Source organism: Streptomyces lydicus, assembly GCF_000717345.1.
Classification (GTDB): Bacteria; Actinomycetota; Actinomycetes; order Streptomycetales; family Streptomycetaceae; genus Streptomyces; species Streptomyces lydicus.
In genome coordinates this window covers 123,034-144,199 of record NZ_JNZA01000027.1, presented here as the reverse complement: position 1 = coordinate 144,199, position 21,166 = coordinate 123,034, and the positions used below count along the sequence as shown (strand labels likewise).

Sequence of the window (21,166 nt, the reverse complement as noted above, 5' to 3'; positions counted from 1 at the left end):
CCGTGCCGGGGGCGGCCGGGCGGGACCGCCGGGCCGCCCCCGTACTCTTGGGCGGGTGCAGGAACGACACGTGGCAACCGTAGAAGACAACGCCCCCCTCGCCCCGCTGACCACCTTCCGGCTCGGCGGCCCGGCGACCCGCCTCGTCACGGCCACCACCGACGACGAGGTGATCGCAGCCGTCCGCTCGGCCGACGACGCCGGCACCCCGCTGCTGCTCATCGGCGGCGGCAGCAACCTCGTCATCGGCGACAAGGGCTTCGACGGTACGGCCCTGCGGATCGCCACCAGCGGCTTCACCCTCGACGGCACGGCGCTGGAGCTGGCCGCCGGCGAGAACTGGTCCGACGCGGTCGCCCGCACGGTCGAGGCCGGGCTGGCCGGCATCGAGTGCCTGGCCGGCATCCCCGGCTCGGCGGGCGCCACCCCGATCCAGAACGTGGGCGCGTACGGCCAGGAGGTCTCCGCCACGATCACCGAGGTGGTCGCCTACGACCGCCGGGCCGGCGAGACCGTCACGCTCCCGGGCGAGGAGTGCGGCTTCTCCTACCGGCACAGCCGTTTCAAGGCGCACCCCGACCGGTTCGTGGTGCTGCGGGTGCGCTTCGCCCTGGAGGACGCCGGGGGGCTCTCCGCGCCCCTGAAGTACGCCGAGACCGCCCGCGCCCTCGGCGTCGAGCCCGGTGACCGGGTCCCGGCCGCCGTCGCCCGCAAGACCGTCCTGGCGCTGCGGGCCGGCAAGGGCATGGTGCTGGACCCGGCGGACCACGACACCTGGTCGGCCGGCTCCTTCTTCACCAACCCGATCCTCACCGAGGCCGAGCACACCGCCTTCCTGGAGCGCGTCCGGGACCGCCTCGGCCCCGACACCGCCCCGCCCGCCTTCCCGGCAGGCGACGGCCTGGTGAAGACCTCCGCGGCCTGGCTGATCGACCGCGCCGGCTTCACCAAGGGCTACGGCAGCGGCCCGGCCCGCATCTCCACCAAGCACACGCTCGCCCTCACCAACCGCGGCGAGGCCACCACCGAGGACCTGCTCGCCCTGGCCCGCGAGGTCCGGGACGGCGTCCACGCGGCCTTCGGCATCACGCTCGTCAACGAACCGGTGACGGTCGGCGTCAGCCTCTGAGCGGCTCCGGCCCGGCCCGCGCGGCCGGGCCGCGGCTCATCCGGCCAGCCAGGCGTCGATGTCCGTCAGCAGCCGCTGCTGCTCGTCCTGAGGGGCGCGGGAGCCGCGGACCGACTGGCGGGCCAGCTCGGCCAGCTCCTCGTCGGTGAAGCTGTGCGCGGTACGGGCGATCTCGTACTGCGCGGCCAGCCGCGCGCCGAACAGCAGCGGGTCGTCCGCGCCCAGCGCCATCGGCACCCCGGCGTCGAAGAGCGTCCGCAGCGGCACGTCCTCGGGCTTCTCGTACACCCCCAGCGCCACGTTCGACGCCGGGCACACCTCGCACGTCACCTGGCGCGAGGCCAGCCGGCGCAGCAGCGCGGGGTCCTCGGCGGCCCGTACGCCGTGGCCGATCCGGCCGGCGTGCAGATCGTCCAGGCAGTCCCGGACGCTGGCCGGCCCGGACAGCTCACCGCCGTGCGGCGCCGCCAGCAGGCCGCCCTCCCGGGCGATGGCGAAGGCACGGTCGAAGTCCCTGGCGAATCCCCGGCGTTCGTCGTTGGAGAGTCCGAAGCCGATCACGCCCCGGTCCGCGAAGCGCACCGCGAGCCGCGCGAGCGTACGGGCGTCCAGCGGGTGCTTCATGCGGTTCGCCGCGATCAGCACGCGGATGCCCAGGCCGGTGTCGCGGGAGGCGCGGTCCACCGCGTCCAGGATGATCTCCAGCGCCGGGATCAGCCCGCCCAGCCGCGGGGCGTACGAGGTCGGGTCGACCTGGATCTCCAGCCAGCGCGAACCGTCCCGGACGTCCTCCTGGGCGGCCTCGAACACCAGCCGCTGGATGTCCTCGGGGGCGCGCAGGCACGAGCGGGCGATGTCGTAGAGGCGCTGGAAACGGAACCAGCCGCGCTCGTCCGTGGCCCGCAGTTGGGGTGGCTCACCGCCGCGCAGGGCCTCCGGCAGGTGCACGCCGTACTTGTCGGCGAGGTCCAGCAGGGTCGCGGGCCGCATCGAACCGGTGAAGTGCAGGTGCAGATGGGCCTTCGGCAGCCGGCGCAGGTCTCGGACAGCGGCACCGCCATGGGCATGAGTGCTCGGGGGGTTCGGGGGGTGCCCCGCTGAAGAGTGCTCCATCTGAGGATCTTGCCGTATCCGGGCGGCACGCCGGTAGGGCCTTTCCCGAAGGGGTGTCCGGAAGAACGCGCGAGCGGGCGGCCGGAACGCGTCCGACCGCCCGCTCGGCACATACGGATGTCCGTAGGTGGCTACTTGGCCTCCGCCAGCAGCTTCTGGATCCGGGACACGCCCTCCACCAGGTCCTCGTCACCCAGCGCGTACGAAAGCCGCAGGTAGCCGGGGGTGCCGAAGGCTTCACCCGGGACGACGGCGACCTCCGCCTCCTCCAGGATCAGCTCGGCCAGCTCCACGCTGGTCTGCGGGCGCTTGCCGCGGATCTCCTTGCCCAGGAGCTCCTTCACCGAGGGGTACGCGTAGAACGCGCCCTCCGGCTCCGGGCACAGCACGCCGTCGATCTCGTTGAGCATCCGCACGATCGTCTTGCGCCGCCGGTCGAAGGCGACCTTCATCTCCTCGACGGCCGCGAGGTCGCCGGAGACCGCCGCGATGGCCGCGGCCTGCGCGACGTTGGAGACGTTCGAGGTGGCGTGCGACTGGAGGTTCGTGGCGGCCTTGATGACGTCCTTCGGGCCGATCGCCCAGCCCACCCGCCAGCCGGTCATCGCGTACGTCTTCGCCACGCCGTTGACGATGATGCACTTGTCGCGCAGCTCGGGCACCACCACCGGCAGCGACGAGAACTGGGCGTCTCCGTAGACCAGGTGCTCGTAGATCTCGTCGGTCAGCACCCACAGGCCGTGCGAGGCGGCCCAGCGGCCGACCGCCTCCACCTGCTCGCGGGTGTAGACCGCGCCGGTCGGGTTCGACGGCGAGACGAACAGCAGCACCTTCGTGCGCTCCGTACGGGCCGCCTCCAGCTGGTCGACGGTCACGCGGTAGCCGGTGGTCTCGTCGGCCACCACGTCGACCGGCACGCCGCCCGCGAGCCGGATCGACTCGGGGTAGGTCGTCCAGTACGGCGCGGGGACGATGACCTCGTCACCCGGGTCCAGGATGGCGGCGAACGCCTCGTAGATGGCCTGCTTGCCGCCGTTCGTCACCAGTACGTTCGCGGCCTCGATCTCGTAACCGGAGTCGCGCAGCGTCTTCGCGGCGATCGCGGACTTGAGCTCGGGGAGACCGCCGGCCGGCGTGTAACGGTGGAACTTCGGGTTGCGGCACGCCTCGATCGCCGCGTCGACGATGTAGCCGGGGGTGGGGAAGTCGGGCTCACCGGCGCCGAAGCCGATCACCGGTCGTCCGGCGGCCTTGAGGGCCTTCGCCTTGGCGTCGACGGCGAGCGTCGCGGACTCGGAGATCGAACCGACCCGGGCCGAGACCCGGCGGTCGGTGGGGGACGATGCGGAAGGGTTTGCAGCGCTCATACATGCATCGTTGCAGACCCCCCACCTGCCCGACACACGGGTTTGCGGGGCCTCCCCGGGACAATCGTGTTCGACGCCCGGCCCGGAAACACGTACACTCGCTGACCGTTGGCCTCCAACGGGTCGCCGCGGCGCACGCACCTGGTGCAGTCGACCGCATGCGGTAGGTTGGGGGAACCACAAAGGGTCGTAGCTCAATTGGTAGAGCACTGGTCTCCAAAACCAGCGGTTGGGGGTTCAAGTCCCTCCGGCCCTGCTACACGCACTCTCACCTCAGTGCGTGCAGGCGTACGTATGCACCGCCGTGCGGCTCCACCGGGCGCGGCACGGCCACGACCCGGATTCAGGTGAGGACGAGTGACGGACGCCCTGGGCTCCATCGACATGCCTGAGCGCGGTCGCTCCGAGGACGAGGCCGCTGAGTCCCAGAAGAAGCCCCGCCGCGGCGGCAAGCGCGGCAAGAAGGGGCCTTTCGCGCGTCTCGCGCTCTTCTACCGCCAGGTCATCGCGGAACTCCGCAAGGTCGTCTGGCCCACGCGCGGCCAGCTGACGACGTACACCAGTGTGGTGATCGTCTTCGTTGTCATCATCATCGGCCTCGTAACCGTGATTGACTTGGGAATCAACCGAGTCGTCGGGTACGTCTTCGGCTGATCCCGCGGAGGGCGCCTGCGCGGGCGCCTATTTCGCATGTTCAACCCCTTGAAGCCAGGAAGAAGCAGCCACCGTGTCTGACCCGAACCTGAACGACGCCGCCGAATCCGCCGAGACGGCAGCGGCCGACGTTGACGCGGCTGTCTCGGCCGAGGTCGTGGGCGACGACACCGAGCAAGAGATCATCGAGGGTGCCGACACCGTCGACGAGCTCGACGCCGAGGACGCCGAAGCCGGTGAGCCCGCCGAGCAGGCTGCGGTGCACATCGAGGACGAGGCCGAGGCCGCGGCAGAGGTCGCCGAGGACGAGGCCGCCGAGGACGAGGCTGAGATCGCCGAGGACGAGGCCGTTGAGGAGGAGCAGGAGCCGGTCGACCCGGTGACCGCCCTCCGCGACGAGCTGCGTGGCCTGCCCGGCGAGTGGTACGTCATCCACACCTACGCGGGCTACGAGAACCGCGTGAAGACCAACCTCGAGCAGCGCGCCGTCTCGCTGAACGTCGAGGACTACATCTTCCAGGCCGAGGTGCCGCAGGAAGAGGTCGCGCAGATCAAGAACGGCGAGCGCAAGACCATCCGCCAGAACAAGCTCCCGGGCTACGTGCTCGTGCGCATGGACCTGACGAACGAGTCCTGGGGCGTCGTGCGCAACACGCCGGGCGTCACCGGCTTCGTCGGCAACGCCTACGACCCCTACCCGCTGACGCTGGACGAGATCGTCAAGATGCTCGCCCCGGAGGCCGAGGAGAAGGCCGCCAAGGAGGCCGCCGCGGCCGAGGGCAAGCCGGCGCCGTCCCGCAAGGTCGAGGTCCAGGTGCTGGACTTCGAGGTGGGCGACTCGGTCACCGTCACCGACGGCCCGTTCGCGACGCTGCAGGCGACGATCAACGAGATCAACGCCGACTCGAAGAAGGTCAAGGGCCTGGTCGAGATCTTCGGCCGCGAGACCCCGGTCGAGCTGTCCTTCGACCAGATCCAGAAGAACTGAGCCGGAAGAACAGGGTTCTTCCGGACCACCGACCACCGACCAGGTCAGACGGGCTCACAGCCGGTCTGACCTGCTCGGTTTTTGGCCGCACGACCATACCCGTTATCGTTGTGCGGTATGCCTCCATCCGGATGACCGGATGGACTGGCGAAACACCTCTCACTAGGACCCGGAGAGAGCATGCCTCCCAAGAAGAAGAAGGTCACGGGGCTTATCAAGCTCCAGATCAGCGCCGGCGCCGCAAACCCGGCTCCGCCGGTCGGCCCCGCGCTGGGCCAGCACGGCGTCAACATCATGGAGTTCTGCAAGGCCTACAACGCCGCGACCGAGTCGCAGCGTGGCATGGTCGTGCCGGTGGAGATCACGGTCTACGAGGACCGTTCCTTCACCTTCGTCACCAAGACCCCGCCGGCCGCGAAGCTCATCCTGAAGGCCGCGGGCGTGGAGAAGGGCTCCGGCGAGCCGCACAAGACCAAGGTCGCCAAGATCACCCGCGACCAGGTCCGTGACATCGCCACCACCAAGATGCCCGACCTGAACGCCAACGACCTGGACGCCGCCGAGAAGATCATCGCCGGCACCGCCCGCTCCATGGGCATCACGGTCGAGGGCTGATCCTCAGCCCCTCACGGCACTCCGTGGCAGGACCAGGCGCTGGTCCGGACCACGACTCCACCCCACTGCATCAGGAGCAGAAGTGAAGCGCAGCAAGACTCTTCGCAACGCGGACGCGAAGATCGACCGGGAGCGTCAGTACGCCCCGCTCGAGGCCGTCCGTCTCGCCAAGGAGACCTCGTCCGCCAAGTTCGACGCGACCGTCGAGGTCGCCATGCGTCTGGGTGTCGACCCGCGCAAGGCCGACCAGATGGTCCGTGGCACCGTGAACCTCCCGCACGGCACCGGTAAGACCGCCCGGGTCCTGGTCTTCGCGACCGGTGACCGTGCTGCGGCCGCGGAAGCCGCCGGCGCCGACATCGTCGGCTCGGACGAACTGATCGACGAGGTCGCCAAGGGCCGCCTGGACTTCGACGCCGTCGTCGCCACCCCGGACCTCATGGGCAAGGTCGGCCGCCTCGGCCGCGTGCTCGGTCCGCGTGGTCTGATGCCGAACCCGAAGACCGGCACCGTCACCCCGGATGTCGCCAAGGCTGTCACCGACATCAAGGGCGGCAAGATCGAGTTCCGCGTGGACAAGCACGCGAACCTCCACTTCATCATCGGCAAGGTCTCCTTCGACGAGACCAAGCTGGTGGAGAACTACGCCGCGGCGCTCGAGGAGATCAACCGCCTCAAGCCGTCCGCTGCCAAGGGCCGCTACATCAAGAAGGCGACCATCACCACCACGATGGGCCCCGGCATCCCGCTGGACGCCAACCGCACCCGCAACCTCCTCGTCGAGGACGAGGCCGTCTGATCTCCCTGATCGACGCCTCGTAGCGCAGTAGCACCGCAGGCCCCGCCCTCCGCCAAGGAGAGCGGGGCCTGACGCGTGCGTGTCACCCGTTTGGTCTAGAGTCGCCCCGAGGTCCATAAGGGAGATCTAAAGGGGGAGCCTCAGTGCGTAGCACGCGTATTGCCGCCGTCGTGGCGGGAGTTGTCATGGTTGCCGGTCTTACCGCCTGTAACGGCGGGAAGAGTGACAACGCCGGCGGGAGCGGCGGCGGGGCGGGATCGAACAAGTCGCCGCTGGACGCGGCGCTGGCGTCGCTGAAGGCGGCTTCGCAGCAGGTGGGCAGCAAGAAGTCCGCCGAGATCGACGGCACGCAGAAGGTCGGGCCGACCACGCGCACCATGAAGGGCGCGATGGACTGGTCGAACGGCATCAACATGACCCTCGACATCACCATGTCCGGCGGTCAGCCCATGGGCTCCGGCAAGCCGATGAAGGCGCTCTACACGCCGCAGGCGATGTACATGAACATAGGCACGCCCATGGGCGGCAAGAACTGGATCAAGTACGACTACGAGAGGCTGGCCAAGCAGGGCCCGGCCGGCGCCATGATGAAGGACGCCCTGCAGAACAACGACCCCGGCAAGTCGGTGGATCTGCTGATCGCCTCCGGCAAGGTCAAGGAGGCGGGCAAGGAGGACGTCCGCGGCGTCCAGGCGACCCACTACACCGGCACGGTCGAGGTGGCCGAGCTGCTGAAGATGCAGTCCAAGGGGCTCAGCGAAGCCGACCTGAAGGCGCTGCAGCAGCAGCTGAAGCAGACCGGTGCGACGACGGAGACCATCGACCTGTGGGTCAGCTCGGACAACCTGCTCGTCAAGAAGCGTGAGCAGATGAACGGTCGGCAGGCGACCGACTCGACGGTCTACTACTCGCACTACGGCACCAAGGTGGACGTGACGCCGCCGCCGGCGAGCGATGTCCTGACGCCCCCCAGCCCCTGAGTGGTGCGGCCGGGAGGGGCTCGCTGGGCCCTCCCGGCCGATTTGCCTGACGCAGGTCGCTCCCGTACCGTATGCGGGAAGCCAAAGACCGCTGGTTGTCTCTGCGCGTCCGATTCCCGGGCGTGTGGTGGCCGAAGGATCCGCTAGCTGCGGACGGCCTGCGCAGGTGTGACTGTGGAAGAACTCCCGGGTGTGAGCCCGGTCGAGCCTCGCCCCGTGCGCCTGCGCCGGGGCGTTTGTTTTGCCCAGCCCCTTCTGCGCGGTCCTCATCACCCGGAAGGAGGCCGAGGCTCATGGCGACGTCCGACAAGATCGCAGCTGTTGAGGAGATCACGGAGAAGCTCCGTAACTCCAACGCAGCTGTTGTGACCTCTTACACCGGACTGACTGTGGCGCAGCTCAAGCAGCTGCGTCGTTCGCTCGGCGAGAACGCTCAGTACCGTGTGGTGAAGAACACGCTGACCAAGATCGCGGCCAATGAGGCCGGGATTCAGCTGGACGAGCACCTCAGTGGCTCGACGGCTGTCGCCTTTGTGACCGGTGACCCGGTCGAGGCGGCAAAGGGTCTTCGTGACTTCGCCAAGGAGAACCCCTCTCTCGTCATCAAGGGCGGTGTCCTTGACGGCAAGGCGCTGTCCGCCGACGAGATCAAGAAGCTTGCGGACCTCGAGTCCCGCGAGGTTCTGCTCGCCAAGCTGGCGGGCGCCATGAAGGGCAAGCAGTCCCAGGCTGCCGCGCTCTTCCAGGCGCTTCCCTCGAAGTTCGTCCGCACCGCGGAGGCGCTTCGTGCCAAGCAGGCCGAGCAGGGCGGTGCCGAGTAATTCGGCTCGCACATTGGCAGCTCTCGCGTAGGTCCGCCTAGGCGGAGAGGCCACAGCGGGCCCGACGTACGCCCGCCTCACATGTACATCCCGGCACCAGCCGAAATAGTGGAAGGATCGCCCATCATGGCGAAGCTCAGCCAGGAAGACCTGCTCGCGCAGTTCGAGGAGATGACCCTCATCGAGCTCTCCGAGTTCGTGAAGGCGTTCGAGGAGAAGTTCGACGTCACCGCTGCCGCCCCGGCCGCCGTTGCCGTTGCGGGCCCGGGTGCCCCGGCCGCCGAGGCCGCTGAGGAGCAGGACGAGTTCGACGTCATCCTCACCGGTGCCGGCGACAAGAAGATCCAGGTCATCAAGGTCGTGCGTGAGCTGACCTCCCTGGGCCTGAAGGAGGCCAAGGACCTCGTGGACGGCACCCCGAAGCCGGTCCTCGAGAAGGTCGCCAAGGACGCCGCCGAGAAGGCCGCCGAGGCCCTCAAGGGCGCCGGTGCCTCCGTCGAGGTCAAGTGACCCCACTGAGTCGCTGACTCAGCTCCTGAGCGCCTGAGGCGTAACGGGACGACAGCCAAGGGCGATCACCCATGCGGGTGGTCGCCCTTCGGCGTGCGCGACACGGCTGCGTTGCCTCCGGCCGGAGTGCGAGTATGGTGATCTTCGTTGCCCGGACGTGCTCCCATGTGACGATCTCGCAGAGGTGGGGGGCCTTGACGAACCGGACGCGGCGCGCAATTCTCGGGACGCGACGCAGAAGCGATCCTCGGTTCGAGGCATGGATCGCCGACGAAGAGGGAAGCATCGGTGTGCGCCACTGGCGCAGGGCTTTCGGCAGGCGCAGGGCATGAGAAGAACAAACGAGGGGATCCTCCCGCGCGGAGGACGCGACGTCCCGGAGGGAGAAGGTCGGTATCACGGTGCTGGACCGGTCTCCGGAATCTCGCTCTGGACATCAGTGGGCCTTGTGGCTACACTGACCCTTTGCGCTGCCTGTTAGCTGCTCCCTGCCCGTCACCAGGGGCATATCCGAGCCCGAGCACAGCTGGATGATCCGCCCTGACCTGGGCTTTCCCTCAGTCTGCTCGAGTCGGAACCGGTACGCGCGTAGTGAGTCCGAGCCCTCGGAAGGACCCCCTCTTGGCCGCCTCGCGCAACGCCTCGACTGCCAATACGAACAACGGCGACAGCACCGCCCCGCTGCGCATCTCTTTTGCGAAGATCAAGGAGCCCCTCGGGGTTCCGAACCTCCTTGCGCTGCAGACCGAAAGCTTCGACTGGCTGCTCGGCAATGCCGCATGGAAGGGTCGCGTCGAGGCTGCGCTGGAGAGTGGGCAGGAAGTCCCCACCAAGTCCGGTCTTGAAGAGATCTTCGAAGAGATCTCCCCGATCGAAGACTTCTCCGGGTCGATGTCGCTGACGTTCCGCGACCACCGCTTCGAGCCCCCGAAGAACTCCATCGACGAGTGCAAGGAGCGCGACTTCACGTACGCCGCTCCGCTCTTCGTCACCGCTGAGTTCACGAACAACGAGACCGGCGAGATCAAGTCCCAGACGGTCTTCATGGGCGACTTCCCGCTCATGACCAACAAGGGCACCTTCTGCATCAACGGCACCGAGCGTGTCGTCGTTTCGCAGCTGGTCCGCTCGCCGGGCGTTTACTTCGACAGCTCCATCGACAAGACGTCCGACAAGGACATCTTCTCCGCCAAGATCATCCCGTCCCGGGGTGCCTGGCTGGAGATGGAGATCGACAAGCGCGACATGGTCGGTGTGCGCATCGACCGCAAGCGCAAGCAGTCCGTGACCGTCCTGCTCAAGGCGCTCGGGTGGACCACCGAGCAGATCCTCGAGGAGTTCGGCGAGTACGAGTCCATGCGCGCCACCCTGGAGAAGGACCACACCCAGGGCCAGGACGACGCGCTGCTCGACATCTACCGCAAGCTGCGTCCGGGCGAGCCGCCGACCCGCGAGGCCGCGCAGACGCTGCTCGAGAACCTGTACTTCAACCCCAAGCGCTACGACCTCGCCAAGGTCGGCCGCTACAAGGTCAACAAGAAGCTCGGCGGCGACGAGCCGCTCGACGCCGGCGTGCTGACCACCGATGACGTCATCGCGACGATCAAGTACCTGGTCAAGCTGCACGCCGGTGAGACCGAGACGATCGGCGAGTCCGGCCGTTCGATCGTCGTCGAGACCGACGACATCGACCACTTCGGCAACCGTCGTCTGCGCAACGTCGGCGAGCTCATCCAGAACCAGGTCCGTACGGGTCTGGCTCGTATGGAGCGCGTCGTGCGCGAGCGCATGACGACCCAGGACGTCGAGGCGATCACGCCGCAGACCCTGATCAACATCCGGCCGGTCGTCGCCTCCATCAAGGAGTTCTTCGGCACCAGCCAGCTGTCCCAGTTCATGGACCAGACCAACCCGCTGTCGGGTCTGACCCACAAGCGTCGTCTGTCGGCGCTGGGCCCGGGTGGTCTGTCCCGTGAGCGGGCCGGCCTGGACGTCCGTGACGTGCACCCGTCGCACTACGGCCGCATGTGCCCGATTGAGACCCCTGAAGGTCCCAACATCGGTCTCATCGGCTCGCTGGCCTCGTACGGCCGGGTCAACGTCTTCGGCTTCATCGAGACCCCGTACCGCAAGGTCGTCGACGGTCAGGTCACCGAGGAGGTGGACTACCTCACCGCCGATGAGGAGGACCGCTTCCTGATCGCGCAGGCCAACGCGAAGCTCTCCGAGGACATGCGGTTCTCCGAGCAGCGTGTGCTGGTCCGCCGTCGTGGCGGCGAGGTCGACCTCGTCCCCGCCGACGAGGTGGACTTCATGGACGTCTCGCCGCGCCAGATGGTGTCGGCCGCGACCGCCATGATCCCGTTCCTCGAGCACGACGACGCCAACCGCGCGCTCATGGGATCGAACATGATGCGCCAGGCCGTTCCGCTGATCAAGGCGGAGTCGCCGCTGGTCGGCACCGGCATGGAGTACCGCTGCGCGGTCGACGCCGGTGACGTCATCAAGGCGGAGAAGGACGGTGTGGTCCAGGAGGTTTCCGCGGACTACATCACCGTCGCCAACGACGACGGCACGTACACCACGTACCGCGTCGCCAAGTTCACCCGCTCCAACCAGGGCACCTCCTTCAACCAGAAGGTCGTCGTGGACGAGGGTGCGCGGGTTGTCGAGGGCCAGGTCCTCGCCGACGGTCCGTCCACGGACGAAGGCGAGATGGCGCTCGGCAAGAACCTGCTCGTCGCGTTCATGCCGTGGGAGGGCCACAACTACGAGGACGCGATCATCCTGTCGCAGCGCCTCGTGCAGGACGACGTCCTCTCCTCGATCCACATCGAGGAGCACGAGGTCGACGCCCGTGACACCAAGCTGGGCCCCGAGGAGATCACCCGGGACATCCCGAACGTCTCCGAAGAGGTCCTCTCCGACCTCGACGAGCGCGGCATCATCCGGATCGGTGCCGAGGTCGTGGCCGGCGACATCCTCGTCGGCAAGGTCACGCCCAAGGGTGAGACCGAGCTGACCCCCGAGGAGCGCCTGCTCCGCGCGATCTTCGGTGAGAAGGCGCGCGAGGTGCGCGACACCTCGCTGAAGGTGCCGCACGGTGAGATCGGCAAGGTCATCGGCGTCCGCGTCTTCGACCGCGAAGAGGGCGACGAGCTGCCGCCGGGCGTGAACCAGCTGGTCCGCGTCTACGTCGCGCAGAAGCGCAAGATCACCGACGGTGACAAGCTCGCCGGCCGTCACGGCAACAAGGGCGTCATCTCGAAGATCCTGCCGGTCGAGGACATGCCGTTCATGGAGGACGGCACCCCGGTCGACATCATCCTCAACCCGCTGGGTGTCCCGTCCCGAATGAACCCGGGGCAGGTCCTGGAGATCCACCTCGGCTGGCTCGCCAGCCAGGGCTGGAAGGTCGAGGGCGTCGACGAGGAGTGGAAGAAGCGTCTGCACGCGATCTCCGCCGACGAGGTGGCCCCCGGCTCCAACGTCGCCACCCCGGTGTTCGACGGTGCGCGCGAGGACGAGATCTCCGGTCTCTTCGAGTCGACGATCCCCAACCGCGACGGCGAGCGGATGGTCAAGGGCTCGGGCAAGGCCCAGCTCTTCGACGGCCGCTCCGGTGAGCCGTTCCCGGACCCGATCTCGGTCGGGTACATGTACATCCTCAAGCTGCACCACCTGGTCGACGACAAGCTCCACGCGCGTTCGACCGGTCCGTACTCGATGATCACCCAGCAGCCGCTGGGTGGTAAGGCTCAGTTCGGTGGCCAGCGGTTCGGTGAGATGGAGGTGTGGGCGCTGGAGGCTTACGGCGCCGCATACGCCCTCCAGGAGCTGCTGACGATCAAGTCCGACGACGTGACCGGCCGCGTGAAGGTCTACGAGGCCATCGTCAAGGGCGAGAACATCCCCGAGCCCGGCATTCCCGAGTCCTTCAAGGTGCTCATCAAGGAAATGCAGTCCCTGTGCCTCAACGTGGAGGTGCTGTCCTCGGACGGCATGTCCATCGAGATGCGCGACACCGACGAGGACGTCTTCCGCGCTGCGGAGGAGCTCGGCATCGACCTGTCCCGGCGCGAGCCGAGCAGCGTCGAAGAGGTCTGACGGGAGTTCGGCCGGGGAGCCAGTGATGGTTCCCCGGCCGGCCCCAGGACCCCCGTTTCAGACCCCTAAGACTTACAACCCTGAGAGGGATTGACGCATAGTGCTCGACGTCAACTTCTTCGATGAGCTCCGGATCGGTCTGGCCACCGCTGACGACATCCGTCAGTGGAGCCACGGCGAGGTCAAGAAGCCCGAGACCATCAACTACCGCACCCTCAAGCCCGAAAAGGACGGACTCTTCTGCGAGAAGATCTTCGGTCCGACCCGGGACTGGGAGTGCTACTGCGGTAAGTACAAGCGCGTCCGCTTCAAGGGCATCATCTGCGAGCGCTGCGGCGTCGAGGTCACTCGCGCCAAGGTGCGTCGTGAGCGGATGGGTCACATCGAGCTGGCCGCTCCCGTTACCCACATCTGGTACTTCAAGGGCGTGCCGAGCCGGCTGGGCTACCTGCTGGACCTCGCGCCCAAGGACCTCGAGAAGGTCATCTACTTCGCCGCCTACATGATCACGTGGGTGGACGAGGAGCGCCGTACGCGCGACCTGCCCTCGCTGGAGGCCCACGTCTCCGTCGAGCGTCAGCAGATCGAGCAGCGCCGCGACTCCGACCTGGAGGCCCGCGCCAAGAAGCTCGAGACCGACCTGGCCGAGCTGGAGGCCGAGGGCGCCAAGGCGGACGTGCGCCGCAAGGTGCGCGAGGGTGCCGAGCGCGAGATGAAGCAGCTGCGCGACCGCGCGCAGCGCGAGATCGACCGTCTCGACGAGGTCTGGAACCGCTTCAAGAACCTCAAGGTCCAGGACCTGGAGGGCGACGAGCTGCTCTACCGCGAGCTGCGTGACCGCTTCGGCACGTACTTCGACGGCTCCATGGGTGCCGCTGCCCTGCAGAAGCGCCTGGAGACCTTCGACCTCGAGGAAGAGGCCGAGCGCCTCCGCGAGATCATCCGTACCGGCAAGGGCCAGAAGAAGACCCGTGCGCTCAAGCGCCTCAAGGTCGTCTCCGCCTTCCTGCAGACCCGCAACAGCCCCAAGGGCATGGTGCTGGACTGCATCCCGGTGATCCCGCCGGACCTGCGTCCGATGGTGCAGCTGGACGGTGGCCGCTTCGCGACCTCCGACCTGAACGACCTGTACCGCCGTGTGATCAACCGCAACAACCGCCTCAAGCGTCTCCTTGACCTCGGTGCTCCCGAGATCATCGTGAACAACGAGAAGCGGATGCTGCAGGAGGCCGTCGACGCGCTGTTCGACAACGGCCGCCGCGGTCGCCCGGTCACCGGTCCCGGTAACCGCCCGCTGAAGTCCCTCAGCGACATGCTGAAGGGTAAGCAGGGCCGGTTCCGTCAGAACCTGCTCGGTAAGCGAGTCGACTACTCGGCGCGTTCCGTCATCGTCGTCGGCCCGCAGCTCAAGCTGCACCAGTGCGGTCTGCCCAAGGCCATGGCGCTGGAGCTCTTCAAGCCGTTCGTGATGAAGCGCCTGGTCGACCTGAACCACGCGCAGAACATCAAGTCGGCGAAGCGCATGGTCGAGCGCGGCCGCACGGTCGTCTACGACGTGCTCGAAGAGGTCATCGCCGAGCACCCGGTGCTGCTGAACCGTGCGCCCACCCTGCACCGCCTCGGCATCCAGGCATTCGAGCCGCAGCTGGTCGAGGGCAAGGCCATTCAGATTCACCCGCTCGTCTGTACCGCGTTCAACGCGGACTTCGACGGTGACCAGATGGCCGTCCACCTCCCGCTGTCCGCGGAGGCGCAGGCCGAGGCCCGCATCCTGATGCTGTCCTCGAACAACATCCTCAAGCCGGCCGACGGCCGTCCGGTCACCATGCCGACCCAGGACATGGTGCTCGGTCTCTTCTTCCTCACCACGGATGAGGAGGAGCGCAAGGTCATCGGTGAGGGCCGTGCGTTCGGCTCGGTCGCCGAGGCGATCATGGCGTTCGACGCCCGCGAGCTCTCGCTCCAGGCGAAGGTCGACATCCGCTTCCCGATCGGCACCGTCCCGCCGCGTGGCTGGACCCCGCCGGTTCCGGAGGAGGGCGAGCCCGAGTGGCAGCAGGGTGACAGCTTCCGGCTGCGGACGACCCTGGGCCGCGCGCTCTTCAACGAGCTGCTGCCCGAGGACTACCCGTTCGTCGACTACTCGGTGGGCAAGAAGCAGCTCTCCGCGATCGTCAACGACCTGGCCGAGCGCTACCCGAAGGTCATCGTGGCGGCGACGCTCGACAACCTGAAGGCGGCCGGCTTCCACTGGGCGACCCGTTCCGGCGTCACCGTCGCCGTCTCGGACATCGTCGTGCCGGAGGCCAAGAAGGCCATCGTCGCGGGCTACGAGGCCCAGGACGAGAAGGTCCAGAAGCAGTACGAGCGCGGTCTGATCACCAAGGACGAGCGCACTCAGGAACTGATCAACATCTGGACCAAGGCGACCAATGAGGTCGCCGAGGCGATGAACGAGAACTTCCCCAAGACGAACCCCATCTTCATGATGGTTGACTCGGGTGCCCGAGGAAACATGATGCAGATGCGGCAGATCGCCGGTATGCGTGGTCTGGTGTCGAACGCGAAGAACGAGACCATCCCGCGTCCGATCAAGGCATCGTTCCGCGAGGGTCTGTCCGTGCTGGAGTACTTCATCTCCACGCACGGTGCCCGTAAGGGTCTGGCGGACACCGCCCTTCGTACCGCCGACTCCGGTTACCTCACCCGTCGTCTGGTCGACGTCTCCCAGGACGTCATCATTCGCGAGGAGGACTGCGGCACCGAGCGCGGCCTCAAGCTGCGGATCGCCTCGAAGGACGCCGCCGGTGTCCTGCGCAAGGCGGACGACGTCGAGTCCAGCGTCTACGCCCGCATGCTGGCCGAGGACGTCGTCGTCGACGGCAAGGTCGTCGCGCCGGCGAACGTCGACCTCGGTGACGTGCTCATCGACGCGCTGGTCAACGCCGGCGTCGAGGAGGTCAAGACCCGCTCGGTCCTGACCTGTGAGTCCGCGGTCGGCACCTGTGCCTTCTGCTACGGCCGCTCGCTGGCCACCGGCAAGCTGGTCGACATCGGTGAGGCGGTCGGCATCATCGCCGCCCAGTCCATCGGTGAGCCCGGCACCCAGCTGACGATGCGTACCTTCCACACCGGTGGTGTGGCCGGTGACGACATCACCCTGGGTCTGCCGCGTGTCGTCGAGCTCTTCGAGGCCCGTACGCCCAAGGGTGTCGCCCCGATCTCGGAGGCGGCCGGCCGCGTCCGGATCGAGGAGACCGAGAAGACCAAGAAGGTCGTCGTCACCCCGGACGACGGCAGCGACGAGATGGCGTACGGCGTCTCCAAGCGTGCCCGTCTCCTGGTGGGCGAGGGCGATCACGTCCAGGTCGGTCAGCCGATGACCGTGGGTGCGATCAACCCGCACGACGTGCTGCGGATCCTCGGCCAGCGTGCCGTCCAGGTCCACCTGGTCGGCGAGGTCCAGAAGGTCTACAACAGCCAGGGCGTGGCGATCCACGACAAGCACATCGAGATCATCATCCGGCAGATGCTGCGCCGCGTGACGATCATCGAGTCCGGCGACGCGGAGCTGCTGCCGGGCGAGCTCGTGGAGCGTACGAAGTTCGAGAGCGAGAACCGTCGCGTTGTGGCGGAAGGCGGCCACCCGGCCTCCGGCCGTCCGCAGCTGATGGGTATCACCAAGGCTTCGCTGGCCACCGAGTCCTGGCTGTCGGCGGCGTCCTTCCAGGAGACGACCAGGGTCCTGACCGACGCGGCGATCAACGCCAAGTCGGACTCCCTGATCGGCCTCAAGGAGAACGTCATCATCGGTAAGCTCATCCCGGCCGGTACGGGCCTGTCCCGCTACCGCAACATCCGGGTCGAGCCCACCGAGGAGGCCAAGGCCGCGATGTACTCGGCCGTCGGTTACGACGACATCGACTACTCGCCCTTCGGCACCGGCTCCGGCCAGGCGGTCCCGCTGGAGGACTACGACTACGGCCCGTACAACCAGTAATCCTGGTCCGTACGACAGCAACAGGGCGGCCATCCCTCACGGGGTGGCCGCCCTGCGGCATTGGGGGCCGGGCGGGGGAACTTGTTCTCCCATCCCTGCGTCTGTGATGAGAAGATGGGGAGAACTGTCGAGCGGGGGGAGGTTCGCGAAGTGGCATTCCAGCCGTGGCAGGGTGGGCAGCCCGTCCAGCCGTCGAATCAGGTGCCTGCCATGCGTGCCTCGCACGCGGACCGCGAGCGGGCGGTCGATGTGCTGAAGGCGGGATTCGCCGAGGGCCGGCTCCAGCAGCCGGAGTACGAACAGCGGATCGCCCGGGCGTACAAGGCGCAGACCCACGCCGAGTTGCAGATGCTGGTCGCGGACCTTCCGATGGGGCCGGTGCCGCAGGCGCAGTTCATGCCGCAGCGGCCCATGGTGCCGCCGGCGTTCCTGCCGATGCAGATGCCGATGCCGGTGACGACGAACGGGTCGGCGACCGGGTCGCTGGTCTGCGGGATCATGACTCCGGTGACGTGGGGGCTGACGGCGATCCCGGCCGTCATCCTGGGGCACAAGGCGCGGGCCGAGATCCGCCGGACCGGGGAGCGGGGCGACGGCCAGGCCGTCGCAGGGCTGATCCTGGGGTGGCTGGCGATCGGCGGCTGGGCGCTGTTCCTCCTGGTCTTCATCCTCTCCGCGGCGGTCAATCTCTGACCGGTCCGCGGGATTGCCGCCCTGTGTTGCAGGGATGTGGCGCCTTCTTCCGTACGACGACCGAGCGCACTACGGTGGCCGCAACGCCGTGAGGAGTCCGGCGTGTCCTTCGCGTGTGCATTTGTTTTGACCGCAGCCAATGCGGTAGGTACGCTCTGACCTTGTGCCTGGGGTGTCCCTGGCCTGCCGTGCGCGCAATCTCCCCGAGCCTTCGGGCCTGAGTGAGTGCCCTCCGCGCGGAGACCGGGTTTTGACACCGCAATCTGCCGCCTTTCTCGTTCCAGCGAGAGTCCGGACTGCAGTATTCGACACACCCGACCGCGTGGGTCGGGGATGTTCCAGGTTAGCTTTACCGAGACTGGCACACAGAAACCGGAGAAACGGTGCCTACGATCCAGCAGCTGGTCCGCAAGGGCCGGCAGGACAAGGTCGAGAAGAACAAGACGCCCGCGCTCGAGGGTTCTCCCCAGCGCCGTGGCGTCTGCACGCGTGTTTTCACGACCACCCCGAAGAAGCCGAACTCGGCCCTGCGTAAGGTCGCGCGTGTGCGTCTGACCAGCGGGATCGAGGTCACCGCTTACATTCCGGGTGAGGGCCACAACCTGCAGGAGCACTCGATCGTGCTCGTGCGTGGTGGTCGTGTGAAGGACCTGCCGGGTGTTCGGTACAAGATCATCCGCGGCTCCCTCGACACGCAGGGCGTCAAGAACCGTAAGCAGGCTCGCAGCCGCTACGGCGCCAAGAAGGAGAAGTAAGAATGCCTCGTAAGGGCCCCGCCCCGAAGCGCCCGGTCATCATCGACCCGGTCTACGGTTCTCCTCTGGTGACCTCCCTCATCAACAAGGTGCTGCTGAACGGCAAGCGCTCCACCGCTGAGCGCATCGTTTACGGCGCCATGGAGGGTCTGCGCGAGAAGACCGGCAACGACCCGGTCATCACGCTCAAGCGCGCGCTCGAGAACATCAAGCCGACCCTTGAGGTCAAGTCCCGCCGTGTCGGTGGCGCGACCTACCAGGTCCCGGTCGAGGTCAAGCCCGGCCGCGCCGCCACGCTGTCGCTCCGCTGGCTCGTGGGTTACTCCCGCGCCCGCCGCGAGAAGACCATGACCGAGCGCCTCATGAACGAACTGCTCGACGCCTCCAACGGCCTCGGTGCTTCGGTCAAGAAGCGTGAGGACACGCACAAGATGGCCGAGTCCAACAAGGCCTTCGCGCACTACCGCTGGTAGTCGCAACCCACATCGAGACCGAGAGAAGATTGAGCCGATATGGCTACCACTTCGCTTGACCTGGCCAAGGTCCGCAACATCGGGATCATGGCCCACATCGACGCGGGCAAGACGACCACCACCGAGCGGATCCTGTTCTACACCGGTGTTTCTTACAAGATCGGTGAAGTCCACGACGGCGCTGCCACGATGGACTGGATGGAGCAGGAGCAGGAGCGCGGCATCACGATCACGTCTGCCGCGACGACCTGCCACTGGCCGCTGGAAAACGTCGACAACACCATCAACATCATCGACACGCCGGGCCACGTCGACTTCACCGTCGAGGTGGAGCGTTCGCTGCGCGTGCTCGACGGTGCCGTGACGGTGTTCGACGGCGTTGCCGGTGTCGAGCCCCAGTCCGAGACCGTTTGGCGTCAGGCGGACCGCTACGGCGTTCCGCGCATCTGCTTCGTCAACAAGCTCGACCGTACGGGTGCCGAGTTCCACCGCTGCGTCGACATGATCACGGACCGCCTCGGCGCGACCCCGATCGTCATGCAGCTGCCCATCGGCACCGAGATGGACTTCAAGGGTGTCGTCGACCTCGTCACCATGAAGGCCCTGGTCTGGTCGGCCGAGGCCGCCAAGGGCGAGATGTACGACACCGTCGACATCCCGGACACGCACATCGAGGCCGCCGACGAGTGGCGCGGCAAGCTCCTCGAGACCGTGGCCGAGAACGACGAAGAGATCATGGAGCTCTACCTGGAGGGCCAGGAGCCCACCGAGGAGCAGCTCTACGCGGCGATCCGCCGTATCACGATCGCTTCCGGCAAGGCCGAGAACACCACGGTCACCCCGGTCTTCTGCGGTACCGCGTTCAAGAACAAGGGCGTGCAGCCCCTGCTCGACGCGGTCGTGCGCTACCTCCCCTCCCCGCTGGACGTCGAGGCCATCGAGGGCCACGCGGTCAACGACCCGGAGGAGATCGTCAAGCGCAAGCCGTCCGAGGACGAGCCGCTGGCGGCCCTGGCGTTCAAGATTGCGAGCGACCCCCACCTGGGCAAGCTCACCTTCATCCGGGTGTACTCGGGCCGCCTTGAGGCCGGCTCGCAGGTGCAGAACTCGGTGAAGGGCAAGAAGGAGCGCATCGGCAAGATCTACCGGATGCACGCGAACAAGCGTGAGGAGATCGACTCGGTGGGTGCCGGTGACATCGTCGCCGTCATGGGTCTGAAGCAGACCACCACCGGTGAGACCCTCTGTGACTCCTCGAACCAGGTCATCCTGGAGTCGATGGAGTTCCCGGCCCCGGTCATCCAGGTCGCCATCGAGCCCAAGTCCAAGGGCGACCAGGAGAAGCTGGGTGTCGCCATCCAGCGTCTCGCCGAAGAGGACCCCTCGTTCCAGGTGCACACCGACGAGGAGACCGGCCAGACCATCATCGCGGGTATGGGCGAGCTGCACCTCGACGTGCTGGTCGACCGTATGAAGCGCGAGTTCCGGGTCGAGGCCAACGTCGGCAAGCCGCAGGTGGCCTACCGCGAGACCCTGCGCAAGGCTGTCGAGCGTCTCGACTACACGCACAAGAAGCAGACTGGTGGTTCCGGCCAGTTCGCGAAGGTGCAGATCGCGATCGCGCCGCTCGAGGGCGACGGGTACGAGTTCGAGAACAAGGTCACCGGTGGCCGCATCCCGCGGGAGTACATCCCGTCCGTGGACGCGGGCTGCCAGGAGGCCATGGAGTTCGGTGTTCTCGCCGGCTACCCGCTGACCGGTGTCAAGGTCACCCTGCTCGACGGTGCCTTCCACGAGGTTGACTCGTCGGAAATGGCCTTCAAGATCGCCGGTTCGATGGCCTTCAAGGAGGCCGCGCGCAAGGCTTCCCCGGCCCTGCTCGAGCCGATGATGAAGGTCGAGGTCACCACGCCCGAGGACTACATGGGCGACGTGATCGGCGACATCAACTCCCGCCGTGGTCAGATCCAGTCCATGGAGGACCGCAGCGGCGCCAAGCTCGTCACGGGCCTGGTCCCCCTGTCGGAGATGTTCGGCTACGTCGGAGACCTCCGCAGCAAGACCTCGGGTCGCGCAAGCTACTCGATGCAGTTCGACTCCTACGCCGAGGTTCCCCGGAACGTCGCCGAGGAGATCATCGCGAAGGCCAAGGGCGAATAGGT

General features: G+C 67.2%; 16 protein-coding genes and 1 tRNA gene. 15 read left to right on the top strand and 2 right to left on the bottom strand.

Annotation, left to right across the window (positions count from 1 at the left end):
- The first annotated feature begins 55 nt into the window (after positions 1 to 55).
- The gene (locus OO62_RS24550; RefSeq protein WP_033269721.1) at positions 56 to 1,129 is read left to right on the top strand and encodes a UDP-N-acetylmuramate dehydrogenase; all 1,074 of its coding nucleotides are present in this window, start codon (positions 56 to 58) and stop codon (positions 1,127 to 1,129) included.
- A gap of 36 nt (positions 1,130 to 1,165) precedes the next feature.
- Here OO62_RS24550 and OO62_RS24545 read toward each other — a convergent pair whose 3' ends face one another.
- Together OO62_RS24545 and OO62_RS24540 are read right to left on the bottom strand one after the other, a co-directional pair.
- Positions 1,166 to 2,242, bottom strand: coding sequence for an adenosine deaminase (locus OO62_RS24545; RefSeq protein WP_228332473.1), 1,077 nt, complete (start codon positions 2,240 to 2,242; stop codon positions 1,166 to 1,168).
- 131 nt (positions 2,243 to 2,373) lie between these two features.
- On the bottom strand, positions 2,374 to 3,609 hold the full coding sequence (locus tag OO62_RS24540) for a pyridoxal phosphate-dependent aminotransferase (RefSeq protein WP_033269720.1): 1,236 nt from the start codon (positions 3,607 to 3,609) through the stop codon (positions 2,374 to 2,376).
- A 183-nt stretch (positions 3,610 to 3,792) separates the two neighbouring features.
- On the opposite strand from OO62_RS24540, the gene OO62_RS24535 reads away from it, so the two are divergent.
- The 14 genes from OO62_RS24535 to fusA all read left to right on the top strand — a co-directional run bounded on the left by OO62_RS24535 (position 3,793) and on the right by fusA (position 21,164).
- Positions 3,793 to 3,865, top strand: a tRNA-Trp gene (locus OO62_RS24535).
- 101 nt (positions 3,866 to 3,966) lie between these two features.
- Positions 3,967 to 4,263, top strand: coding sequence for a preprotein translocase subunit SecE (gene secE, locus OO62_RS24530; protein ID WP_033269719.1), 297 nt, complete (start codon positions 3,967 to 3,969; stop codon positions 4,261 to 4,263).
- Positions 4,264 to 4,336: 73 nt separating this feature from the next.
- The gene (gene nusG, locus OO62_RS24525) at positions 4,337 to 5,251 is read left to right on the top strand and encodes a transcription termination/antitermination protein NusG (protein ID WP_033269718.1); all 915 of its coding nucleotides are present in this window, start codon (positions 4,337 to 4,339) and stop codon (positions 5,249 to 5,251) included.
- A gap of 180 nt (positions 5,252 to 5,431) precedes the next feature.
- On the top strand, positions 5,432 to 5,866 hold the full coding sequence (gene rplK / locus OO62_RS24520) for a 50S ribosomal protein L11 (protein WP_030803101.1): 435 nt from the start codon (positions 5,432 to 5,434) through the stop codon (positions 5,864 to 5,866).
- Between the two features lie 82 nt (positions 5,867 to 5,948).
- Entirely contained in the window at positions 5,949 to 6,665 is a 717-nt protein-coding gene (gene rplA, locus OO62_RS24515; RefSeq protein ID WP_033269717.1) for a 50S ribosomal protein L1, read from the top strand.
- Positions 6,666 to 6,808: 143 nt separating this feature from the next.
- Entirely contained in the window at positions 6,809 to 7,645 is an 837-nt protein-coding gene (locus OO62_RS24510; RefSeq protein ID WP_467089204.1) for an SCO4651 family lipoprotein, read from the top strand.
- A gap of 293 nt (positions 7,646 to 7,938) precedes the next feature.
- On the top strand, positions 7,939 to 8,466 hold the full coding sequence (rplJ, locus tag OO62_RS24505) for a 50S ribosomal protein L10 (RefSeq protein ID WP_033269715.1): 528 nt from the start codon (positions 7,939 to 7,941) through the stop codon (positions 8,464 to 8,466).
- A gap of 126 nt (positions 8,467 to 8,592) precedes the next feature.
- A complete protein-coding gene (gene rplL, locus OO62_RS24500; protein ID WP_033269714.1) occupies positions 8,593 to 8,976 on the top strand; it encodes a 50S ribosomal protein L7/L12 in 384 nt (127 codons plus the stop codon).
- A 621-nt stretch (positions 8,977 to 9,597) separates the two neighbouring features.
- Positions 9,598 to 13,083 carry a DNA-directed RNA polymerase subunit beta gene (rpoB, locus tag OO62_RS24495; RefSeq protein ID WP_033269713.1) on the top strand — a complete coding sequence of 1,162 codons (3,486 nt, stop codon included), beginning with the start codon at positions 9,598 to 9,600 and terminating at the stop codon, positions 13,081 to 13,083.
- Between the two features lie 100 nt (positions 13,084 to 13,183).
- Entirely contained in the window at positions 13,184 to 17,083 is a 3,900-nt protein-coding gene (locus OO62_RS24490) for a DNA-directed RNA polymerase subunit beta' (RefSeq protein ID WP_033269712.1), read from the top strand.
- A 210-nt stretch (positions 17,084 to 17,293) separates the two neighbouring features.
- Positions 17,294 to 17,776 (top strand): DUF1707 and DUF4190 domain-containing protein, encoded by a 483-nt coding sequence (locus tag OO62_RS24485; protein WP_033269711.1) that lies wholly within the window; start codon positions 17,294 to 17,296, stop codon positions 17,774 to 17,776.
- Between the two features lie 383 nt (positions 17,777 to 18,159).
- The gene (gene rpsL / locus OO62_RS24480) at positions 18,160 to 18,531 is read left to right on the top strand and encodes a 30S ribosomal protein S12 (RefSeq protein WP_003948652.1); all 372 of its coding nucleotides are present in this window, start codon (positions 18,160 to 18,162) and stop codon (positions 18,529 to 18,531) included.
- A 2-nt stretch (positions 18,532 to 18,533) separates the two neighbouring features.
- A complete protein-coding gene (rpsG, locus tag OO62_RS24475) occupies positions 18,534 to 19,004 on the top strand; it encodes a 30S ribosomal protein S7 (RefSeq protein WP_004571813.1) in 471 nt (156 codons plus the stop codon).
- 39 nt (positions 19,005 to 19,043) lie between these two features.
- A complete protein-coding gene (gene fusA, locus OO62_RS24470) occupies positions 19,044 to 21,164 on the top strand; it encodes an elongation factor G (protein WP_033269710.1) in 2,121 nt (706 codons plus the stop codon).
- Positions 21,165 to 21,166 lie beyond the last annotated feature (2 nt).

What these genes read in the sequence shown, in the direction of transcription:
- OO62_RS24545 (WP_228332473.1), bottom strand. Translation starts at nt 2,242, where the DNA reads ATGGAGCACTCTTCAGCGGGGCACCCCCCGAACCCCCCGAGCACTCAT.
- OO62_RS24540 (WP_033269720.1), bottom strand. Translation starts at nt 3,609, where the DNA reads ATGAGCGCTGCAAACCCTTCCGCATCGTCCCCCACCGACCGCCGGGTC.
- rplK (WP_030803101.1), top strand. Translation starts at nt 5,432, where the DNA reads ATGCCTCCCAAGAAGAAGAAGGTCACGGGGCTTATCAAGCTCCAGATC.
- rplJ (WP_033269715.1), top strand. Translation starts at nt 7,939, where the DNA reads ATGGCGACGTCCGACAAGATCGCAGCTGTTGAGGAGATCACGGAGAAG.
- rplL (WP_033269714.1), top strand. Translation starts at nt 8,593, where the DNA reads ATGGCGAAGCTCAGCCAGGAAGACCTGCTCGCGCAGTTCGAGGAGATG.
- OO62_RS24485 (WP_033269711.1), top strand. Translation starts at nt 17,294, where the DNA reads ATGCGTGCCTCGCACGCGGACCGCGAGCGGGCGGTCGATGTGCTGAAG.
- rpsG (WP_004571813.1), top strand. Translation starts at nt 18,534, where the DNA reads ATGCCTCGTAAGGGCCCCGCCCCGAAGCGCCCGGTCATCATCGACCCG.
- fusA (WP_033269710.1), top strand. Translation starts at nt 19,044, where the DNA reads ATGGCTACCACTTCGCTTGACCTGGCCAAGGTCCGCAACATCGGGATC.